Source organism: Ruminiclostridium hungatei (genome assembly GCF_002051585.1).
Taxonomy (GTDB): domain Bacteria; phylum Bacillota; class Clostridia; order Acetivibrionales; family DSM-1351; genus Ruminiclostridium; species Ruminiclostridium hungatei.
The window spans coordinates 41,018-58,041 of record NZ_MZGX01000018.1 but is presented as its reverse complement, the minus strand read 5'-3'; the positions used below and the strand labels follow the sequence as shown (position 1 = coordinate 58,041).

Sequence of the window (17,024 nt, the reverse complement as noted above, 5' to 3'; positions counted from 1 at the left end):
GCAGTACAGCACACAGACCCCGGCAGATTTTCTGTCACAGGGCTGTGTGTCTGACCCGTAGCAATAGCAACTCAGTTATTTTATTCTACAGCTATCATAACCGAAGTGGATTTAATGACGGCTTTTGCCTTTACTCCCGCCGCCAGGCCAAGTTCTTTGACTGCAGACCTTGAAATGGTTGAAGATATTAGACTGCCGGCATTTGTTTTTAAAGTTACAATTGCGTTTACCGCACCGTCCTCCACCTTTAGGATTTCTCCGTCAAGCTGGTTTCTGGCGCTGATTTTTAAATCGCCCACACCTGTCATAACTTCGGTGGACTTAATAACAGCTATGGCTTCCCTGCCTCCCGCAAGCTCAAGTTCCTTAACGGCAGACATGGATATGGTGGCTGAAATTACTTCGCCGCCGCTTGTCTTCAGCACAACAACAGCATTTACAGCACCTTCCTGAATGCTTTCGATTTTTCCCTTAAGTTGATTTCTTGCACTTATAATCATTATAAACTCCTTTCTGACGCTTCTCTCCGATAAAAATTTCCATCAATATGTAAAATAATAGCATAAAGTTGAGCTGAGGGCTATTGGGCTGCAACATCAAAATTCATAACATTGCCGATGGTAAAATTATCGTCGAATACAGCAAAATAGACAAAAAAATCATAAAAATATCAATAAAATTCTAAATGGAAGAACAAAATACCAAAATTTTATAGCATTGACTTTTTTTGACAGTTTATATATAATTACTTCAAAAGTTATAAAATGGGGTAATATTTATGAATATTCTGGTATTAATCGGGTCATCGAGAAAGAATGGAAACTCCGCTAATATTTTTGAATATCTGAAACAGCATGAACTAAGCAGTAAGTATTCCATTGAAGGTGTGTATATCAGTGACTATGATATTGAGAATTGCAGATCATGTTATGGCTGTAATCAGGGTGGATGCGTCATAGATGATGATATGCCAATTGTTGTGGAAAAAATGATAAATGCAGATGCAATTATTTATTTACCGGTTGTTTATGCTTTCTCAACAAATTCAACTATGCAGGTGTTTCTGGAAAGGTGTGGCTTCGGATATCTCAGGGTTCAGGGAAGGCCTTTGAGAAACAAGCTGGCAAATGTCATCGCAGTGGGACGAAGGTATGCTCATTTAAATGTCATCTCACAAATTTTTATGAATATTTATCTTAATGAAATGATTATTGTTGGCAGCGGGTTTCCTCTGGTAGTAATGTGCGAGGGTGATTTTCCCGGGGACGCAATGCTTGATGAGGAGGGGAAAAATTCAATAGACAGGTGTATAACAAGAATGGTGGAATATTACTATGACAAAAAGGAAGTAGTCGTCTAGAGCAATTACAGCAGAAGGAGTGGCACGAATTTGATATTGATGATTGATAATTATGATTCTTTTACTTTTAACATCGTACAATACCTGAAAGTTTTGAAGCAAGATATTTATACTGTGCGCAATGATGCCATCGACAAGTCCCTGATTGAAAATCTGAAGCCCCAATGTATCATTATTTCTCCCGGCCCCAAAGCTCCAAAGGATGCCGGACAATGCCTGGATATCATACATGAATTCAAGGGAAAAATCCCCATATTCGGTATATGCCTTGGACATCAATGCATAGGAGCGGCGTTTGGAGGCGAGATAGTCCATGCGAAAAGCCTTATGCATGGAAAAACCTCTGTCATTAATTCCCTGGAGAAGGGAATATTCAAAGAATTCAGCAAAAAGCAATTCATTACAACCAGATACCATTCTCTTGCCATAAAAAGGGAAACCTTGCCTGACTGCCTGGAAATCACATGCGAAACCGATGATGGAGAAATAATGGGAGTTAAGCACAAGGAATATGATATTGAGGGAGTACAGTTCCATCCTGAGGCCATATTGACCGAAGGGGGCTATGAAATGCTGAAAATATTTCTGGACAGGTGCGGTTGTGGCTCCGGAAGCAAGCCGGATACAAATATTTCAGACAATACTCTGTTCAGTACTGCTGAAAATTCACTTTTCAGCAGCAGGAAGCTCCACCTTATACAGGAAATTGAAATCTTCAATTATGACGGGGATTTTCATACCGGATTTTTGAATATTTATAATCACCACCCTGAATATGGAAACTGTGCCTACCTGGATTCGGCAGGCGGTCCGGCAACTGACTGCAATTTCTCTGCCATAGCCGTTGACAGGCAATTCACCTTGAAACTGAAAAGCGGTCTCCTGACAGTTGAAGGCAAAAACGCAAACTATATAAACCATGTGAAGGGAATCCTTTCAGAACATTTCCAGCGCAGGAATGGAGGCTTTGATATTAAGGGCAGCAAGTTCTCTGCAATTTTCAACCTGATTAAAAGTTCATTTATTATTGACTGCCGGCATGATGAAAAATTAATCATATCAGTGCCTCTGATAGGCTATTTTACATACGAATACCTGCATTACCTGGAAAGTGTGCCCGAGAGAAGCGAAGATCCGTTAGGTTTTCCCGAGGTGGAGCTGGGTTTCTATTCCACTCTGATTTATACGGAATACAAGAGTAAAAGCTTCTCTATAATATCCAATTTCACTGATGTCCCATTTCCAAAGGACGACATAATCAGGTGCTTTATGAATTCCGGCACAGGAGAGTCCCCTATAAGCCCGAATGGTGACTCTGAAGTTCTGGAAGGCCGGCTGGTACAGAATATCTCCAGGGAAAAGTACCTGGAAATAGTGGACAGGTGTAAAAAATATATTGTTGAGGGAGACATATTCCAGGTGCAGATATCCATGAGGGAGGAAATTGAAGCCGACTGCCGGCCTATGGACATCTACAGGCAGATCAGGGCAATGAACCCTTCCCCATACATGAGCTTTATCCAGGAGGACAATTATACCTTCGCCAGCAACAGTCCGGAACTTCAATTTTCTGTGGTGGACGGGCATGCCATGATAAGGCCTATAGCGGGAACCTCCAAGGGAAAGGGCCGGGACAGCGGAGAAAGAGCGGAAATATTTGAAGAATTCTCAAAGGATAAGAAGGAGAATGCAGAGCATATAATGCTTGTGGATCTTGCCAGAAATGATATAGGGAGAATGGCCGTGGAGGGTTCGGTGCATGTTCCGGAGCTCTTGAAAATAGAGGAATATTCAAAATTCTTTCACATGACCAGTACTGTCAAGGGCAAACTGCAGTCGGATTTGAATTCCATGGAGCTTTTTGAGGCTACCTTCCCGGCCGGAACCTTGACCGGGGCGCCCAAAATCAGGGCCATGGAAATAATTTCGGAGCTTGAGACCGAAAAGCGCGGACCATACGGAGGTGCAATTGGAATCTTTGATTTCAACGGAAACATAGTAAGTTCAATAAATATAAGGACCGTTATAAAAAAAGGCGGAAAGCTGTATATACAGGCTGCAGCCGGTACAGTTGCCGATTCGGTCCCTGAAAATGAATGGAACGAGGTAATAAACAAGTTGGGAACATTGAGACAGGCCATTACAAATGTTTGCAACGATGAGCTTCAGCTTGTTTGAAATTCTATCGTAACAGCGATAGGACAATATAAACAGTATTCTGAAAGGGGTTAAAGAAATAATGGATAACGTAGGAATTGATTTTAACAGTATTGAATGGAAAAAGTGGGACAAGCCGGGGGCGGTTGGCCGCGTAAAGCTGGTGTTTGCCAATGGCAAAAGGATAAGACTGCTGGAGCTTCCGGCGGGCTTTAATGAAGAAAAATGGTGTGAAATAGGTCATCAGGGTTATGTGCTGAGCGGGGTTTTTACCATAATGTTTGAAGACAGCAGCTATGAATGCAGGCCTGGTATGGGTTTTGTCATACCAGACGGAATAAAGCACCGCTCAAAGGGTATGGACGATGAAAAAACAGTGGTATTCGTAGTGGATGAAATCGGAGTGGATAATATTTATGGAGAAAATAAATGATTTGCGCTCAGCGGTCAGCTTTCTGGAAAGTAATGAAGAATACATTCTTGAGCATAACGAACCCATTGATGCCCATTGTGAAATTGCAGCACATTATGTGAAGCATGGGGCAGGTGTGCCTGCATCTCCCAATTGCAGGGAGGGCTCTGCCGTTATCTACAGGAATGTAAAAAACCATTCCATGCCGGTGCTAATGGGTTTGTTCGGAAGCAGAAGAAGAAGCAACCTTTTGCTTACCGGAAAGGATGACAATACGGCAGCGGAGGTTATGCTGCATGGCTTGATGAACAGGCTTCCCGCTGAGAAAATGGAAAATCCGCCCTGCCAGGAAAATATTATAAGAGCTGTGGACATTATGAAGCAGCTTCCTGTTCCAACCATATCCCAGGCCGATGCAGGTCCCTTCATCACCTTGGGTGTCGTATATGCCGCAGACCCCGAAACAGGAGAAAAAAACTGCTCAATACACCGGTTCTGTATTCACGGCAAGGATACCATGACCATATGGATTGTTCCTGGACGTGACCTGGGCATATTGTATAAAAAAGCTCTTGAACGAAATACTACCCTTCCCATATCAATAAATATCGGGGTTGATCCGGCGGTTTATTATGCCTCCTGCTTCTCAAATCCTCCGGTAGCTCCGGGGGAGGATGAGCTGTCAATTGCGGGGGGAATCAGAAAATATCCTGTACAGGTTTCGGAATGTGTGTCGGTGGATGCATTGTGTATCAGCAATGCGGAAATAGTTCTGGAAGGAGAAATAACCGGTGAATTGGCAAATGAAAATGTTAACGACCCCACAGGTTTTTCACTGCCGGAATTTTTGGGTTACAACGGATACGCAAAACCCTCCATACCCCTGGTAAAAATCAAGGCCGTTACACATAGAAATGATGCAGTGTATCAAGCCTTGCTGGGACCGGGAAAGGAGCAGTCCGAGCTGTTGAGCATTCCTGCCGAGGCGGCGGTTATGAAGCTCTTAAAAGAGAATCTGCGGGGAGAAGTTATCAATGCCCATTACAGCTCGGCAGGGGGCGGTCTGCTGTTCCTGATTCTTCAGATAAGAAAGAAAGCCCCTGTTGACGATGCCTTTGCAAGGCAGGCGGGATTAATGGCACTGTCCTCCTTCCATATGCTAAAGCATGTGATAGTGGTGGATGAGGACGTTAATATATACTCCCATGAGGATGTATTATGGGCCATGACCACCCGGTTCCAGGCAGACGAGGACATAGCCCTGATTAAGAACCTGCCCGGCTTTCCGGCAGACCCCTCCCAGTCTCCTCAGTACTCACGAAGCATACCGGCAGCCGGTGTAACAGCAAAAGCAGTATTTGACTGTACTGTGCCGTGGGGGATGAAAGCCCTGTTTAAAAGATCCTTTTAACCGGACTGAATTGTAAATATTTTTAAATTTTGAAGGAGATTTCAAAATGAAAGAGGAATTAGAAGCTGTAAGAGCAGAAATTGACAATATTGATAATATAATAGTGGATTCGCTGGTAAAAAGGATAAATTGCGTGTTGAAGGTGGTTAAGTACAAAACCAGCGAAGAGGATGTAATTGGCTGCGACAGGGTGAAAATTGTTCTGGACAAGGTAAGGAACAAGGCAATTGAGGCCGGAGGACACGAGGAAATGATTGTGGAGATTTATAAGCAGATCATTGATGTGCTCACGGATATGCAGCTTGAAATACTGAGAAGCAGGAATGAATAAAGACAAAGGAGACCGGCTATGAAGATTGTTGTAATTTTAGGACATCCGCAAAAAGGAAGCTTTAATCATGCAATTGCAGAATTGGCAGTTGACACCCTCAGAAGTGAAGGGCATGAAATAATATATCACGATTTGTATGAAGAAGGCTTTGATCCTGTTATAACAAGCGAGGAGATACCCAAAGGAGCCCGGATTGATGCTGTTATTGAAAAGCATTGCCGGCATATAGCCGAGGCCGATGGAATAATTATAGTCCATCCAAACTGGTGGGGGATGCCTCCCGCTATAATGAAGGGCTGGATTGACAGGGTTATAAGGCCGGGAGTGGCCTACGCCTTTTTAGAAAATGACAAGGGTGAGGGTGTTCCCATTGGGCTGCTCAAGGCAAAGGCGGCAATAGTGTTTAACACTTCAAATACGGAACAGGCAAGGGAAATAGACGTATTTGGAGACCCTCTTGAGACCATATGGAAGAATTGTATTTTCAGCCTGTGTGGTGTTGATAATTTTTACAGAAGGATGTATGGAATAATTGTGACCAGCTCTGAGGAAGAGAGGCGGCATTGGCTTGAAGACGCAAGGCAGGCTGTTTTAAAATATTTTCCGGGAGATACAAAATAATTTATATTCTGCGGTAATGGACTGACAGGCTCAGCTTTGCCGCATGGGGCAAAAAGTATATGATTGAAAAGGCAAACATAAAAAATATATGCGTATATGGTGTGGGCGGTGTAGGCGGGTATTTCGGAGGGCAGCTTTGCCGGGGCTTGCTGTCGTCACCGCACCACAAGCAGGATACTGAATACAGGGTTTATTTTGTTGCAAGGGGAAGGCATTATGAAGAAATCCGTTCCGGAGGGCTCACTCTTGATGCTGAAGGACAGGGAAAAGTAAAAATCAAGCCCTATGCGGTAGTAAATGACGTGGCGTTGATTCCGCCTGCTGATATATATATCATATGTACCAAGAGCTATGATATATGTGCTGCAGTTGAATCAATCAAAGACAGGCTTACAAAGGATACTGTTATTTTACCTCTTTTAAACGGCATAAACATATATGAGAAAATCAGGTCTGTAAGTCATGAGGGTATTGTACTTCCGGCCTGTGTCTACATAGCCTCATATGTGGAAAAACCGGGTACTGTCAGACAGCAGGGTCCGGAGGGGAGAATAGTATTCGGCCGTGACCCCCGCAATTATTCCCACACTCCAAATGAAATATTGGAATTATTCCGAAACACAGGAATCCGTTATGAGTGGGTGGACGATCCCTATCCGCTGATTTATGAAAAATATATGCTTATATGCTCATTTGCACTGGTTACGGCCAGGTATGGAGTCACCATGGGCAGGGTTATTGAGGATAGCTTCCTTAAAAACATACTTGTGAATATTATGCTGGAAATCAGAAGCATTGCAGAAAAAAAAGGAATAAAAATGTCTGAGGATATAATTGAAAAATGCATTGATGTGGTAAGAAAATATCCTGCCGGCACAAAGACCTCCTTTCAGAGGGATGTTGAGCAGATGAAGGAGCACAACGAGGGGGAGCTGTACGCAGAAACCATACTAAGAGCAGGTGAGGAACTGGGTATACAAACACCATTTACCCGGCTGGTTTCAAGCTTTGAGACGGGCGGGGCCAAATGGACGGATGCTGGTATACAAGAGGTATAGAGGTATAAATGATAGAGATAGTCAGAAAGAAAAACCGTTTGGAACTGAAAATGATGGCTGCCGGCATGGGCGACGATCTTTGCGTCATGCTGACGGGAGGTGACAGGCCGCATCTTGGAGCAGTGACAGTGGGCTCCGGCACCGGAGACCTCAAAACCTTCACTTTTGACAGGCACAAGGAAAATATAATCACCGAGCTGTTTTCCAGCAGGTTAAAAAGGGAGTATGCCGGGAATTTTGCCGTGTGCTGCGGTATACATATGAACAATATATCCCAGGAAGAACTAGAGCTGGTAATCCAATTATGCCGGGATATGGCCGAGGAATTATGTGCATTACTAAAAAATAGAGCTGGATGAGGTTTTTAACGTGAGGCTTATAGTGGGAATAACAGGGGCGACAGGAGTCATTTATGCAATAAGGCTTCTGGAGGCGCTAAGGGAAATAAATAATTTGGATGTTTACCTTATTATTAGTGAATGGGCAAAAAAGAATCTTGGGATAGAAACCGATATTTCCCTGGATTATGTGGAAAGTCTTGCAGGTGAAGTATTTGACAATGCAGATTTGGGTTCCAAAGTGTCAAGCGGCTCATTTGTCACCGATGGAATGATTATTGCTCCCTGCAGCATGAAATCGCTAAGTTCAATTGCAAACGGCTATTGTGAAAGCCTTATTTCCAGAGCTGCGGATGTAATTCTCAAGGAGGGGAGAAAGCTGGTTTTAAGCCCGAGAGAGACTCCCTTAAGTGCTGTTCACCTTGAGAATATGCTAAAGCTGTCCAGACTGGGAGTAAGAATCGTGCCTCCCATGCCGGCCTTTTATAACCGGCCCAGGGAGCTGGAGGAAATTGTAGAACACCATGTAATGAAGATACTGGATCAGTTTGGGCTGGAAAGCCGGATGGCAAAAAGATGGAATGGAAATCAGCCTGCCCTGTTTTAGCATTGCAGCAAAAGTGCAATATTTTATGCTCAGGGACACAAAATATATATTGACATTAGGTAAAAAAGGGTGTAGAGTAAATATAAGGTAGTAATGTCCGGAAAACTTAATATTTAAAGTCTATGAATGAGAAAAGTATTTAAAGTATTTTATCACAGCGAGTTGACGTTTGGTGAAAGGTTCAACATAAGATTTTTAGAGAAATGGGCTCAGGAGATTTAGAACGAAGTTATAGTAGTTTGTTACGTGTTTCTCACGTTATAGGGATAGAATATTTTTATGTATTTGAAAATTGAAGTTTTTGAGTGGTATAGCGAACTGTTTCGTCTCGAATTGACGAAGCAGTTTTTTTGTTTATCATCAGCGCTGAATAAACAATAACTGAAAATTCCCATATGAAACAAACGAATATTTTTAGGTCATTGAGCTGCGGGTTTCGACTAACTGCCTGGCTTTAGTTCAGTATTGCCTTTTGCCGAATTAATAACACTATAAAATCAATGGAGGGTGATTCAATTGAAAATATTACTTATAGATAATTATGATTCATTTACATTTAATGTTTATCAATACTTAAGAGAGCTGGGAAACCATGTGATCTCCGTCAGGAATGATGCAATAACCCTGGAAGAAATCCGGGAATTAAGCCCGGAGGCCATATTTTTATCACCCGGGCCAGGCACTCCAAGTGAAGCAGGTATCTGCACAGAACTGATAAAAAGGTTTGCCGGGGAAATATCAATATTTGGCATATGCCTTGGGCATCAGGCCATAGGAGAGGCCTTCGGAGGGAAAATAATACACGCTAAAAGTCTGTTCCACGGAAAAACCTCCAGGATTTTCACCTTTGACAAGGGAATCATGAGCGGCTTTAAGGATGGGTTCATTGCAACAAGGTATCATTCCCTGGTGGTAGAAAGGGATACTTTGCCGGACTGTCTTGAGGTTACCTGTGAAACGGAGGATGGCCAGATTATGGGCATCAAGCACAGGGATTACAACATTGAGGGTGTGCAATTCCATCCCGAGTCCATAATGACGGAAAAGGGAAAGGCTATGCTCAAGGCATATCTGGAAAGGACGGGAGAACTTCTGAAAAACTGTGAGCGGACAAAAGCTTCCGGTATTGACAGCCGCCTGGATAAAAAGGAAAAGGCGATGCCTGTTGCCGAAGCAAGGGAAGTGGCCCAGTCCGCCGTAAGGCTCAAAAGGAATGGAAACGCCTATGAATTGTTGAAAAGAATACAACACGGCTTTGGGCCGGAAAACAGTTGTATTCTGGAGTCGGTGGACGGTCCTGCGGAAGACTGCGGGAGCAGTTATATAGGAGTATTCCCCCGCTTTGAGATAGTTATAAAAGACAGCAAAATGACCATTTCTTCCAAAAATGCAGACCTTGAAAATATGTTCATAAAGAATTTCAGTGATATGTATGATACCCAGAGCAAGGTTTTCTGTCTGGGAGCTAAAAGGTTTTCGGATATATTCCCTGCTATAAAAGGCATGTTTAAAACAGTCAAGCAGCATGAGCTGGACATTAATATAAGCCAGGGTCTGATCGGATATTTTTCCTATGATTATTTTCACTATATTGAAAAGGTTGAAAAGAAAAATCTGGATGCCCTGAACCTGCCGGAAGTACACCTGTGCTATTATTCCACCCTGATACATGTGCTTAAGGAATCACAGGAAATGGTAATTGTCAGCAATTACATTGATGATGAGTGCCATAGTGATGAAGAGCGGTTGCTGGCGGTATTGCAGGGCGACATTGCTTATCCTGATGAAGTTCCCAGCGGTGCTCTGCTGGGTATAACCTCCAATATGAAGAAAGAAGATTTCCTGAAAAAGGTTGAAAGGGCCAAAAAGTATATATATGAGGGTGATATTTTTCAAGTGCAGATTGGCAGAAGGCTTTGCGTAAAAAGGCAGATTGAACCTTTGAAACTATATGGAAAACTCAGGGAACTGAATCCCTCACCCTATATGTTTTATTGGGATGCCGGAGAATACCAGCTTATCAGCAACAGCCCCGAGCTGCAGCTCAGAGTTGAAGACCTGAATGTGAAAATAAGGCCAATAGCGGGAACCTCCAAGGGAAAGGGAAACAGCCCCGAGGAAAGGGAAAAGAAGAGAAATGAGCTGGTAAGCGATGCCAAAGAGCAGGCGGAGCATATAATGCTGGTGGACCTGGCCAGAAACGACATTGGAAGAGTGGCCGAGGCAGGGACTGTAAAAGTAAGCAAGCTGATGCGGGCGGAAGAATTCTCACATGTATTTCACCTGATAAGCAATGTTGAAGGGAATATTTCTCCCGACTCAAATTCCATGGAGCTTTTTGAGAGTACGTTCCCTGCGGGAACCTTGTCGGGAGCACCCAAGGTACGCGCTCTGGAAATAATAGAGGAACTGGAGGACGAACAAAGGGGGCCTTACGGAGGTGCTTTCGGAATATTTGATTTTAATGGGAATATTATCAGTTCGATTATTATAAGGACGGTGCTGAGAAAAGGTGAAAATTTATACCTTCAGGCCTCCGCAGGTATAGTAGCAGATTCCAGCCCCGAATCGGAATGGAATGAAATAGAGCATAAAACTGCAGCCATAAAAAAGGCCCTGGAAGAAATTGACGTTTAATATATGAAAGGATGAAAGTGTTATGCATATTATTAATCAAGAAAATCAAGATTTTTTAAACGGCTACAAAAAGGTAGTTGAAAGTTTTTTTGACGGCAGCTTGACGGGGAAGGAGCTGGAGGCTTATCAGAATCAAAAGCTGAATGAAATACTCCGGTATGTGCATGCCAATTCAAAATACTATAATAAGGCTCTGGAACAGTACAGCCACAAATTTGGAAGCTATACGCTGGATACCATGAAGGAGCTTCCCTATACCACCAAGGATACCTTGAGGGAGGCGGATATTGATATACTGTCCCAGCCAATACATAAAAATGCCTATTATTATGAAACCACAGGCACCACGGGAAAGGCCACTCCATGCCCCAGAAGCATGATTGACGTCATGTCCAGCAATATAACCATATCACTTATGTACAAACAGGTCTTTGAAAGCGTATTTGGGGATGAAAAGCCGGTGGTAGGGGTATACGGCCCAACGGAGGTCCATTCCTTCGGAGATACTCTTGGCAATGTATGTCACAATCTGGATTTATGTACCGTAAAAGCATGGCCGTATTCTCCCATAATAGGTTTTGATAAGGCCCTGGAGCTTATAAAGAAATTAAATATCCAGGTGATAATGTGCACACCCGGGCTTACCATGACATTGCTGAAGGCCGCTAAGGTCCGCGGCTATGATATCAATAAGGATTTTAACATAAAAATGTTCATGCTGACGGGAGAAATGTGTACTGAACCTATGATCAGGAATATAGAAAAGCTGTGGGGAGCCAAAGTTTTCAATTTCCTGTATGGTTCCCAGGAAGCGCTGGTAATGGCCACCTGCAATAAGAATAACAAAATGAATATTTTCCCCCATAATTATATATATGAAGTTATCAACTATGAAACAGATGAGGTTACAGGTCATGAGGGTGAGGGAGAACTGGCGGTCACCATGCTCAATCCCGGCGGAAAACCTCTTATACGGTACAGAACCGGAGATATTGTCAAAATACACAGAAATCCTGACAGCCCCATACCTTCTCCGGAAATGGAAATACTGGGCAGGGTAAAGGACCGTATACTGTTCAACGGGCTGGAGTACAAGGCTGCTGATATCGAAAAGGCAATAATGACGGATGTGGCCAACTGTCTGGGCTATCAGATAATTATTGACAATCCTGGCGGAACAGATCACGTTGACGTTAAAATTGAGATGCTTGATAAGGAATATGAAAATCCCGGCATATTGCAGGAGATTAATAAAAGATTCAATGAGGTTTTCAAAGTGGGGAACAGCGTGTCATTTTCCGATGAATTGAACCCTGTGGTATATACAGGGTCTCTTGTCAGTTGGAAGGCGGCGAGAATAATTGACAAAAGGCTTAAAAAAGCTGAGCATGACGAAGTGGAAAGAACTTCCGCAAAAGAAATAATCAGCAAGGAAGTCATAAAAGCCAAATAAGCACCGGGGTGGGACATAATATGAGTTCATTTATAGATATTGCGAAAAAACGGTATGCCTGCAGGAAATATAAGACTTTAAAGGTGGAAGAGGAAAAGCTTGAGCTTATTCTTGAGGCCGGAAGAATTGCCCCTTCAGCTTATAATTATCAGCCGCTGTATTTTATAGTAATTGATGATGCAAAACAAATGGATAGGATAACCGGCTTCTGCGGCAACAGCGGAAGCTGGCTGAAAAAAGTTCCCTTAATGATTGCGGTATGCAGTGAATACGGCAAATCGTGGATAAAGGCTGATGGCAGGGCTTCATATGAAATAGATGCCGCCATAGCCATAGACCACATGACCCTTCAGGCTGCTGACCTGGGATTGGGTACCTGCTGGGTCTGCGGTTTTTATCAGAATGAGTGCCGTGAGATTTTAGGTATTCCCTCCCATGTGGAAATTGTGGCATTTGTACCTGTGGGATATCCTGAAGAAGAAATTGACAATATGGATTTCCAGGTTAAAAACAGAAAGTCCAGAGAACAGATGGTGAGTAAAAATGTCTTTGGTGCCCGTTGGGTGGAACTTTGAAATACGGTAAATCTAATAGGTTTTAACTTTTCAACAACCGGATGTGTAATAGCCAGCATCCGGTTGTTGTCATGTCCTGCTGCCGGGGCAGCAGGTTATATCATTATTATGATTCTGATAATCCGAGAATATAGTACTATATAAATTATTTAAAAAAAAGTCACATCATGGTAAAATACAGCCTATATGGTAATGCGGTTGGTTAAAATATCTACATGAAATGGGGGACATTATGCCCGCAATAGGAATTGATCTTGGAACTACCAACAGTCTGGCAGCCTACTGGTCTGAAAAAGGTGCTGAAATCATACCCAACAGGCTCGGTTCAAATCTTACTCCGTCAATTGTAAGTGTTGATGATAATGGAGAAGTTTACATAGGACAAATAGCCAAAGAAAGACTGATTACGCATCCAAATCTCACGGCCTCGGTTTTTAAAAGATTCATGGGCACTGAAAAGCTCTACCAGCTTGGCAGGTTCAGTTTTTCGCCCGAAGAGCTGTCATCCTTTATAATAAAAAAGCTCAAGGATGACGCGGAGTACTTCTTGGGTCAGACAGTCAAAGAAGCCATTATAAGCGTACCGGCTTACTTTAACGACAGTCAGAGAAAAGCCACCAAGAAAGCAGCGGAGCTTGCAGGATTAAAGGTTGAACGCCTTATAAGTGAACCGACTGCTGCGGCTATGGCTTATGGCTTGTATAAGGAAAATGATTATACTAAATTTTTGGTATTTGACTTGGGAGGAGGAACGTTTGATGTTTCAATCCTTGAACTGTTTGAAGGGGTTATGGAGGTTAAATCCATAGCAGGCGACAACTTTCTGGGGGGAGAAGATTTTACAGAGCTGCTTATATCAAATTTTTTAAATAAAAACAAACTGAAATCAGAAGAACTTGATGCAAAGACAAAATCCATCATCTACAAACAGGCAGAATCCTGTAAATATGGTTTGACAGATAACAGCCTGTCCAAGATGATGCTGACAATAGACGGGCAAATTGTAGAAGAATCAATTACCAGAGAAGAGTTTGAAAAAATTGCAGCAGGATTGCTGCTAAAATTGAGGCATCCTATTGAACGGGCTTTGCGGGATGCGGAATTATCGCCTCAGGAGCTGGATGCGGTGATTCTTATTGGGGGAGCTACCAGGATGCCCATTATCCGTTCGGCAGTTACAAAAATGTTTGGAAAGCTTCCATATTCAAATATAAATCCTGATGAAGCAGTGGCTTTGGGAGCGGCTATTCAGGCTGCGTTAAAGGAACGCAATGAAGCTTTGAAGGAAATAATACTGACAGATGTCTGTTCATACAGCCTGGGTGTAAATGTGGTTAAGCAAATTTTTTCAGATAAGTACGAGGAAGGGTATTTTCACCCGATAATTGAAAGAAATTCTCCAATACCCGTCAGCCGGGTGGAAAGATTTTTTACTGTGCATGATAACCAGAAGGAAATCCGGGTTGAAGTATATCAGGGAGAAAGCAGGAAGGTAAGTGAGAATATCAGGCTTGGAGAGCTGCTGGTAAAGGTTCCTCCCGTAGTGGGTGAACAGTCTGTAGATGTAAGGTTCACTTATGATATTAACGGGATTCTGGAAGTAGAAGTGACCACAGTTAAAACCGGAGAAAAGAGAAGTATGATTATAGAAAAAAATCCCGGTGAATTAAGTAAAGGTGAAATTTCTGAGCGACTTAAACTATTGAGTGAATTGAAAATTCATCCCCGTGAGAAGGAGGAAAACAGACTGCTGCTTGCAAGAGGAGAGAGAATCTACGAGGAATCTGTGGGTGAAATGAGGGATGTGATTTCTCAGCATCTGGATATTTTTGAAAGAGAGTTGGCTTCCCAGGAAGATAAGCGTATAAAAATTGCAGCTAAAAAGCTTAAGCAGTTTCTGGATGAATTGGAAAGCAGGTTTCAACTATAATGAACATATGGGAAGTTCTTGAAATCGATTATACAGAAGATGTGGGTACAATCAAGAAGGCTTATGCAAGGAAGCTGAAGCTTTGCCATCCTGAAGATGATGCAGATGGATATCAGAAGCTGCGTGAAGCATATGACCTGGCAATAAAAAATGCTAAAAATGCTGTTAAGATACAGGATTCTCCGGACAGCGTCCGGAATAACGAGAGCCCGTATAACATGCATATGCTCCAATATGCTGCGGATTCTGGGGTGTATGGCTCATTCCCTGCATCAGGAATAAATGTTAATGACATAATTTCCGGCACATTTGAAAACCGTTTGAAAGGTTTGATGTCACAGCTTGGTAAGATATATGAAAATTTTTCGGAAAGAATAAATATAAATTCCTGGGTACAGGTTCTGAACCATGAAGCCATGTGGGATTTGGAAAATAAACAATTAGTGTTTATAGAATTTGTGACGTTTTTGTCAACTCACCGATGCCTCCCCGGAGAAGCATGGGCTTTGCTGGATGATGCATTGCGATTGCAGGAGCAGATAGAGCACCCTGTTTTCAGACAACACTATGAATTGAGAAATTATTTGCTTGGGGTTTTTAATCAGCGCTCGCTGAGTTTTCATTTTCTACATGATATAGAGTACGGCCAGCGGGAAAAATTCATAGAGTTAAGAGTTAACGCATTGGAATGTCTGCAAAGGAAAAATTATGATTTGGCATGGGCTTACATAGAGGAGGCAAGGGAAATATTTGACGGAGACCCGGAATTGACTTGCCTTGAGGGAATACGGTACTCGGTTGCATATAACACAGATGCTGCGATTGAAGCATTTTCAAAGGTATTGAAAGTAATGCCTGATTCTGTGGAGGCACTTTCCGGCAGGGCTAATAATTATTTGTTGAATGACGAGCTGGAAAATGCCAAAAAGGATTTTGAAGCATTGCTGGAGTTAAATCCAAAGGAAGATAAATATGTGACCCAGCTTGCGGAAATTCATTTAAAACAGGATGACCCCATTGGTGCCAGAAAGCTCTATAAAAAAATCAATGCCTATGAGCAGGAATTAGATAAGAATCATATACTTAATCTCATTGCCACTAACAAGGCTCTTGTTATAATGGGCAAAAACCCCGGACATGAAGAAGGTGCTTACTTTGAGAAAGAACTGCCTTTTATTAAACAGGAACTTAAAAAGCTTCAGAAATATGCCGGCAATGGTTATAAAACCAGCTCTTCCAGTGTTTATAAAGGATATGTCAAATTTATCATAGGCCTGGTACTTGTTTTGGCAGTCTTGTTTTTAGCAAATATGTTTTACAAGACAATAAATAATAGGAATAATGTTCAAGCAAATGGTTCAGTTCAGGGGGGAGACGCGGTTCAGAGCGGTAAGGTTGTTTCGGAGGCTTCAGGTGAAGCTGAAAAGGTTATTGATATATCCGAGGCAAATTTGGAACAATTGGCACAATCCGGGGAAAAAATATCTGTTACTATAACCCAGCCTCAAATTCTTAATTTTATTATTTATAATTCCTCAAAAACTGATAAGAAAACCCTGTATCCATTAACGGAAAAATTAGAGCCCGATAATGAGAATAATAGAATATTATATTTATCAAGAAACCTTTTTATAGGAAGGATAGGAGACAATTCTCTGTTTTTTTACGGAAGTATTTTTAGTATACTGGGTAAACAAAAAATCGATTATTATTCCGATGGGGGCTTCCCTGACGAAGTTACCTTAGAAGGCAGAATTGAAAGGAATGATTTTATAGATTTTAATACTACAGTTATTGATTATATGTCCTTTTACCCGGGGTATGAGACCTATCTTGCTTCAGTAAGCACAAAATACATATTTAAAGCGGAAGAAGATTACTATATCCCTGAAATAAATAATAATAGTAATAATAAAATCCCGAATATAACTGCAGTTATTAAATTGCTGTTAATATTAACTTTTGTATCAGTACTTATTTATAAGACGATAAAGGGAAGCAAGCACTAGTGGTCTGATTGAAATAACAGAGCTCTTTGTTTTGGGGTTTTTAACTTAACTCTTATAATAAACCCATAAATAGACATTAATGCACTTATATGTTAAAATATAGAATAATTAGGCGGTTTATACGG

15 protein-coding genes are annotated in these 17,024 nt (G+C 42.0%); 14 read left to right on the top strand and 1 reads right to left on the bottom strand.

What is annotated here, in order from left to right; genetic code table 11:
- Nucleotides 1–80: 80 nt before the first annotated feature.
- A complete protein-coding gene (locus tag CLHUN_RS13575; protein WP_080065176.1) occupies nt 81–500 on the bottom strand; it encodes a TOBE domain-containing protein in 420 nt (139 codons plus the stop codon).
- Nucleotides 501–778: 278 nt separating this feature from the next.
- Here CLHUN_RS13575 and CLHUN_RS13570 point away from each other — a divergent pair, with 278 nt between their 5' ends.
- From CLHUN_RS13570 to CLHUN_RS13505, 14 genes are all read left to right on the top strand, one after another.
- Nucleotides 779–1,360 carry a flavodoxin family protein gene (locus CLHUN_RS13570; protein WP_080065175.1) on the top strand — a complete coding sequence of 194 codons (582 nt, stop codon included), beginning with the start codon at nt 779–781 and terminating at the stop codon, nt 1,358–1,360.
- A gap of 39 nt (nt 1,361–1,399) precedes the next feature.
- The gene (locus tag CLHUN_RS13565; protein WP_242656520.1) at nt 1,400–3,538 is read left to right on the top strand and encodes a chorismate-binding protein; all 2,139 of its coding nucleotides are present in this window, start codon (nt 1,400–1,402) and stop codon (nt 3,536–3,538) included.
- Nucleotides 3,539–3,599: 61 nt separating this feature from the next.
- The gene (locus CLHUN_RS13560) at nt 3,600–3,950 is read left to right on the top strand and encodes a cupin domain-containing protein (RefSeq protein ID WP_080065173.1); all 351 of its coding nucleotides are present in this window, start codon (nt 3,600–3,602) and stop codon (nt 3,948–3,950) included.
- Nucleotides 3,934–5,340 carry a UbiD family decarboxylase gene (locus tag CLHUN_RS13555; RefSeq protein ID WP_165755754.1) on the top strand — a complete coding sequence of 469 codons (1,407 nt, stop codon included), beginning with the start codon at nt 3,934–3,936 and terminating at the stop codon, nt 5,338–5,340. Before CLHUN_RS13560 ends, CLHUN_RS13555 begins: the two co-directional genes overlap by 17 nt.
- A 46-nt stretch (nt 5,341–5,386) precedes the next feature.
- On the top strand, nt 5,387–5,671 hold the full coding sequence (locus CLHUN_RS13550) for a chorismate mutase (RefSeq protein ID WP_080065171.1): 285 nt from the start codon (nt 5,387–5,389) through the stop codon (nt 5,669–5,671).
- Between the two features lie 18 nt (nt 5,672–5,689).
- Nucleotides 5,690–6,292: an NAD(P)H-dependent oxidoreductase gene (locus CLHUN_RS13545; protein WP_080065170.1), complete on the top strand. Its 603-nt coding sequence runs from the start codon at nt 5,690–5,692 to the stop codon at nt 6,290–6,292.
- 59 nt (nt 6,293–6,351) lie between these two features.
- Complete coding sequence (locus tag CLHUN_RS13540) at nt 6,352–7,350, top strand: ketopantoate reductase family protein (protein WP_080065169.1); 999 nt, start codon at nt 6,352–6,354, stop codon at nt 7,348–7,350.
- 8 nt (nt 7,351–7,358) lie between these two features.
- On the top strand, nt 7,359–7,709 hold the full coding sequence (gene lpdD / locus CLHUN_RS13535; protein WP_080065168.1) for a prenylated flavin chaperone LpdD: 351 nt from the start codon (nt 7,359–7,361) through the stop codon (nt 7,707–7,709).
- Nucleotides 7,710–7,719: 10 nt separating this feature from the next.
- Nucleotides 7,720–8,295 (top strand): UbiX family flavin prenyltransferase, encoded by a 576-nt coding sequence (locus CLHUN_RS13530; protein ID WP_080065167.1) that lies wholly within the window; start codon nt 7,720–7,722, stop codon nt 8,293–8,295.
- 516 nt (nt 8,296–8,811) lie between these two features.
- Nucleotides 8,812–10,932 carry a chorismate-binding protein gene (locus CLHUN_RS13525; protein ID WP_165755753.1) on the top strand — a complete coding sequence of 707 codons (2,121 nt, stop codon included), beginning with the start codon at nt 8,812–8,814 and terminating at the stop codon, nt 10,930–10,932.
- Between the two features lie 22 nt (nt 10,933–10,954).
- Nucleotides 10,955–12,385 (top strand): phenylacetate--CoA ligase family protein, encoded by a 1,431-nt coding sequence (locus tag CLHUN_RS13520; RefSeq protein ID WP_080065165.1) that lies wholly within the window; start codon nt 10,955–10,957, stop codon nt 12,383–12,385.
- Between the two features lie 20 nt (nt 12,386–12,405).
- The gene (locus CLHUN_RS13515) at nt 12,406–12,960 is read left to right on the top strand and encodes a nitroreductase family protein (protein WP_080065164.1); all 555 of its coding nucleotides are present in this window, start codon (nt 12,406–12,408) and stop codon (nt 12,958–12,960) included.
- A 232-nt stretch (nt 12,961–13,192) separates the two neighbouring features.
- Entirely contained in the window at nt 13,193–14,890 is a 1,698-nt protein-coding gene (locus CLHUN_RS13510) for a molecular chaperone HscC (protein WP_080065163.1), read from the top strand.
- Nucleotides 14,890–16,899, top strand: a complete 2,010-nt coding sequence (locus tag CLHUN_RS13505) for a J domain-containing protein (RefSeq protein WP_080065162.1) — start codon at nt 14,890–14,892, stop codon at nt 16,897–16,899. The genes CLHUN_RS13510 and CLHUN_RS13505 overlap by 1 nt, the downstream gene beginning before the upstream one ends.
- Nucleotides 16,900–17,024 lie beyond the last annotated feature (125 nt).

Excerpts from the sequence above, each read along its gene's own strand:
- CLHUN_RS13540 (WP_080065169.1), top strand. The coding sequence starts at position 6,352 with ATGATTGAAAAGGCAAACATAAAAAATATATGCGTATATGGTGTGGGC.
- CLHUN_RS13520 (WP_080065165.1), top strand. The coding sequence starts at position 10,955 with ATGCATATTATTAATCAAGAAAATCAAGATTTTTTAAACGGCTACAAA.
- CLHUN_RS13510 (WP_080065163.1), top strand. The coding sequence starts at position 13,193 with ATGCCCGCAATAGGAATTGATCTTGGAACTACCAACAGTCTGGCAGCC.
- CLHUN_RS13560 (WP_080065173.1), top strand. The coding sequence starts at position 3,600 with ATGGATAACGTAGGAATTGATTTTAACAGTATTGAATGGAAAAAGTGG.
- CLHUN_RS13555 (WP_165755754.1), top strand. The coding sequence starts at position 3,934 with ATGGAGAAAATAAATGATTTGCGCTCAGCGGTCAGCTTTCTGGAAAGT.
- CLHUN_RS13505 (WP_080065162.1), top strand. The coding sequence starts at position 14,890 with ATGAACATATGGGAAGTTCTTGAAATCGATTATACAGAAGATGTGGGT.
- CLHUN_RS13545 (WP_080065170.1), top strand. The coding sequence starts at position 5,690 with ATGAAGATTGTTGTAATTTTAGGACATCCGCAAAAAGGAAGCTTTAAT.
- CLHUN_RS13575 (WP_080065176.1), bottom strand. The coding sequence starts at position 500 with ATGATTATAAGTGCAAGAAATCAACTTAAGGGAAAAATCGAAAGCATT.
- CLHUN_RS13570 (WP_080065175.1), top strand. The coding sequence starts at position 779 with ATGAATATTCTGGTATTAATCGGGTCATCGAGAAAGAATGGAAACTCC.
- CLHUN_RS13550 (WP_080065171.1), top strand. The coding sequence starts at position 5,387 with ATGAAAGAGGAATTAGAAGCTGTAAGAGCAGAAATTGACAATATTGAT.
- CLHUN_RS13515 (WP_080065164.1), top strand. The coding sequence starts at position 12,406 with ATGAGTTCATTTATAGATATTGCGAAAAAACGGTATGCCTGCAGGAAA.
- CLHUN_RS13565 (WP_242656520.1), top strand. The coding sequence starts at position 1,400 with ATGATTGATAATTATGATTCTTTTACTTTTAACATCGTACAATACCTG.
- lpdD (WP_080065168.1), top strand. The coding sequence starts at position 7,359 with ATGATAGAGATAGTCAGAAAGAAAAACCGTTTGGAACTGAAAATGATG.